5 protein-coding genes are annotated in these 3,606 nt (G+C 26.0%); 4 read left to right on the top strand and 1 reads right to left on the bottom strand.

Annotation, left to right across the window (positions count from 1 at the left end; translation table 11 throughout):
* Nucleotides 1-161 precede the first annotated feature (161 nt).
* Nucleotides 162-476, bottom strand: a complete 315-nt coding sequence (locus HMPREF3241_RS00795) for a hypothetical protein (RefSeq protein WP_002447385.1) — start codon at nt 474-476, stop codon at nt 162-164.
* Between the two features lie 89 nt (nt 477-565).
* On the opposite strand from HMPREF3241_RS00795, the gene HMPREF3241_RS13330 reads away from it, so the two are divergent.
* From HMPREF3241_RS13330 to HMPREF3241_RS12900, 4 genes are all read left to right on the top strand, one after another.
* Nucleotides 566-1,108 carry a MauE/DoxX family redox-associated membrane protein gene (locus tag HMPREF3241_RS13330; RefSeq protein ID WP_324186101.1) on the top strand — a complete coding sequence of 181 codons (543 nt, stop codon included), beginning with the start codon at nt 566-568 and terminating at the stop codon, nt 1,106-1,108.
* 5 nt (nt 1,109-1,113) lie between these two features.
* Nucleotides 1,114-1,554: a hypothetical protein gene (locus tag HMPREF3241_RS00785; RefSeq protein ID WP_002485022.1), complete on the top strand. Its 441-nt coding sequence runs from the start codon at nt 1,114-1,116 to the stop codon at nt 1,552-1,554.
* 19 nt (nt 1,555-1,573) lie between these two features.
* A complete protein-coding gene (locus HMPREF3241_RS00780; protein WP_070853379.1) occupies nt 1,574-3,292 on the top strand; it encodes an ABC transporter ATP-binding protein in 1,719 nt (572 codons plus the stop codon).
* Nucleotides 3,293-3,368: 76 nt separating this feature from the next.
* On the top strand, nt 3,369-3,524 hold the full coding sequence (locus HMPREF3241_RS12900) for a hypothetical protein (protein ID WP_002485021.1): 156 nt from the start codon (nt 3,369-3,371) through the stop codon (nt 3,522-3,524).
* The last annotated feature ends 82 nt before the right edge of the window (nt 3,525-3,606 follow it).

The following is a 3,606-nucleotide window of genomic DNA, read 5'->3' as shown; positions in this document are numbered from 1 at the left end:
AAAATGGTAATTAGCTATATTTTTCTAACTTTTCAATAGAACCATTTTAAATAAATGTATTTAAAATTCAAATAACAATTGCGATGGGGGGAATTTGTTCAAAAAGAAGTTTTTTGAGAGCTATTAGTTTCTTTTATAACAATTTAACTCAACATATACTTTTACGTGTTTGTGTGAGAAAGCAACTCTGGCAATGGTGAAAACACGTAATAACCAACTAATATCCATACTATTGGCATAAAAATAAGAACAGTATAGTATAAGCCTTTATAATTCTTTGAAGAATCACTTTTTCTATTTTTAATATAATAAAAGCTCGTTATAAGCATTGAAATAGTGAAAATAATAGTTATAATAACTAATAAATTATTACCGGCTCTTGTAGTTTCACCACCTAATACTATATCTTTTATTGCTACAAAAATCATGTTTATTAAAAATAGCAGACTACTAATTTTAAACATCTTTTCAAACATTAAAGCACCTCCTAAATATGGTTATACCTTATTTTAACATATTTTACTATAATACCTTTTTCTTATTATAACTTCAAAAATTATGCCAAATGTTTTATCCTTTATATTATATACTTTTAGGAGTGGAATATATGGATATTCTATTTAGTATTGCTATAACTTACATTTTGATTCAAACATTGGTATCAGGAATTTTAAAAATTTATTCTTTTTCACATTTTTCTCTAAACACATATGAATTATTAAATCATAAGGTGAATTTAAAACTAATTAAATTTTGTTCATTTTTACTAATATTTATAGAAGTTTTTGTTCCACTAACTATATTTCTTTCACTGAAAATTTCTATGTGGAGTATGACAATACTCTTATTAATGTATACTTTTTTTAGTTTATTTGTAACGGTTTTAATATTTATAGGAAAAAAGGGCCAAGAATGTGATTGTTTTGGTAAAAGATTAACAAGTAATATAAACTGGACCAAAGTGTCAATGAATATGCTTAGTGTATTAATTATATCTTGCTCTTTTAAATTTGATATCACCATAAATGTATATTATATAATTATAAACTCTGTTTTTTTATGTTTTTATTTCTATATAAAAACAATAATCAATAGAAAGGGACGATGAAATTCATGGTATACATAATAGCTTTGTTACTGTTTGTTTTAATTATAAGCATCATATTTTTCTATAATGATATAAATAGAAAAATATTGGATTTGCAAGGAATCCCTATATCCTTATCTTTCCCATACAAAAATTTTAATTTAACAGAAAGTAAAAATTACATTTTTTGTTTAAGTACTCAGTGCCCCCACTGTGCTAAAATTATAGATGAGTTGCTGAGCTTAAATGATCACTTAAATAATGTCTATGTAATTTTTATAGACGATGAAGTTGCTGTAGATAACTACTTTAATACGAAAGGTCCATTCAATTTTAAAATTATAAAAGATATTAATTGGGAAGAATTATTCATTTCACAAACTCCATTTATGTATGTTGTAAATGAGAAAAATATCATTACTGAAAAAGGTATATTAAAAAACACTAAGAACTTAGAAATTTATTAAAAGTATTTTGGAGGATACTATGAAACAAAAAAACCCAGTTTTACATTTAGTTAATGAGATTGAAATTCCTAAGTGGTTACTCTTTTTCTCTGTTTTATTATCAATAATAGGCAGTATATTTCAACTTATAGTTCCTTTATTCACTCAAAATATAGTTGATAATTTTTCAGAAGTCATAAAAAACAAATACTATATTATAGTATTTGTTTTCATTTTTTTGTTAAGTTCCATCTTGAACGGATTAAGTATATATCTATTAACTAGATTAGGCGAAAATATAATTTATTCTCTAACTAACAAAGTTTGGAATCATATTTTAAGATTAAAAACGTCTTTTTTTGATAAAAATAGTAATGGTGAACTATTAAGTAGAATTATAGATGACACTAAATCAATAAACAGTTTCATTACAGAAATTATACCATCTTTTTTTCCATCAATAATTGTACTATTTGGATCAATCTTTTTTTTATTTATGCTAGATTGGGAAACAGCTTTAATTGCTCTTATTTCAATACCTATGTATGTCATTTTAATAATACCAATAAGCAACGTAATGCAAAAACTTTCTTATAAAACACAACTTGAAACTGCTAAGGTTAGTGGTGTAATAGCTCATGTTTTATCTAAAATCAAATTAGTTAAACTTTCAAATTCAATTAATAAAGAGTTTCGTCAAACTAATTCATATTTACGAAATATATATTATTTTGGGGTGAAAGAAGGTGTTATCAATTCAATTGTAGTACCTCTTTCTACGTTAATTATGCTTGTTTCAATGGGGGGTGTATTAGGTTTTGGAGGATATAGAGTGGCATCTGGAGCCATATCTCCTGGCACGCTTATTGCTCTTATTTTTTATATGACTCAATTAACTGACCCTATTGAAAAAATATCTAGTCTCTTTACAGGATATAAAAAAACTATAGGTGCAAGTCAAAGACTTTCTGAAATATTAAGTGAAGAAAAAGAAAATTTACAAAATAATAATCTTAATATTTTAAATTCAGTAGATTTATCATTTAATAACGTATCTTTCAGTTATGATGAAAACAATCATGTTTTTACTAATTTATCCTTTACTATACCTAAAAATAAAATAACTGCTATAGTAGGTCCTTCCGGTTCTGGTAAAACAACTATTCTTAATTTGATTTCAAGACTATATGAAATTCAAAGTGGTTCAATTAAGTATGGAACTAATTCTATTTATGACTATTCTTTAGTTAATTGGAGAAAAAATTTAGGATATGTTATGCAAAACTCTGGTGTATTGAATAGAACAGTGAAAAGCAATATTACTTATTCGCTACAAGAGACACCATGTATAGAAGATATCATTTATTATTCTAAGCTAGCGTCAACGCATGATTTTATAATGAAATTACCTAATGATTATAATACGCTTATTGGAGAAAAAGGAATTAATTTATCTGGCGGTGAAAAACAAAGGTTAGATATAGCTAGAAACTTTATTAAAACACCTGGGATTTTGTTGTTAGATGAAGCTACTTCAAATTTAGATAGCGAAAGTGAACACAAAATACAAGAATCTATAAAAAATGTTAGCAACGATAGAACAACAATAATAGTAGCGCATCGTCTTTCCACTGTACTAAAAGCTGATAAAATAATTTTTATCGATAATGGTGAAATTACAGGAATGGGTACTCATGAAGAGTTATTAGCTAGACATTCAAAATATAAAAATATGATTGAGCTACAACAATTAAAGTAAGATATTCAGAATTATATGACATATACTGTTGAATATGTTATTCTCTAATCAAACATATATAAAGGAGGTATTCGTTATGGGTAAAACTCCACAAGTAAAGCCAGGCTTGCCAAATCCTTGGACAACTGCAGCTCAAATTGTAACTGCAGCTTCTTGTAAACATCATACAAAATATTCTTGTGAAACTTCACCAGCAGAAACGAAACATCCAAAAGCTCCGGGCTCAAATTAAAAAAGTGGCTAATTATTAGCCACTTTTTTAATAATCCTTATTTTTGGTTTTGTTGCAAAGTTAGAAAAATATAGCTAATTAC

Origin of the sequence: Staphylococcus sp. HMSC34G04, assembly GCF_001838765.1 — a bacterium.
In the GTDB taxonomy this organism is placed as follows: Bacteria; Bacillota; Bacilli; order Staphylococcales; family Staphylococcaceae; genus Staphylococcus; species Staphylococcus epidermidis.
This window is presented reverse-complemented; position numbering and strand designations above follow the sequence as displayed.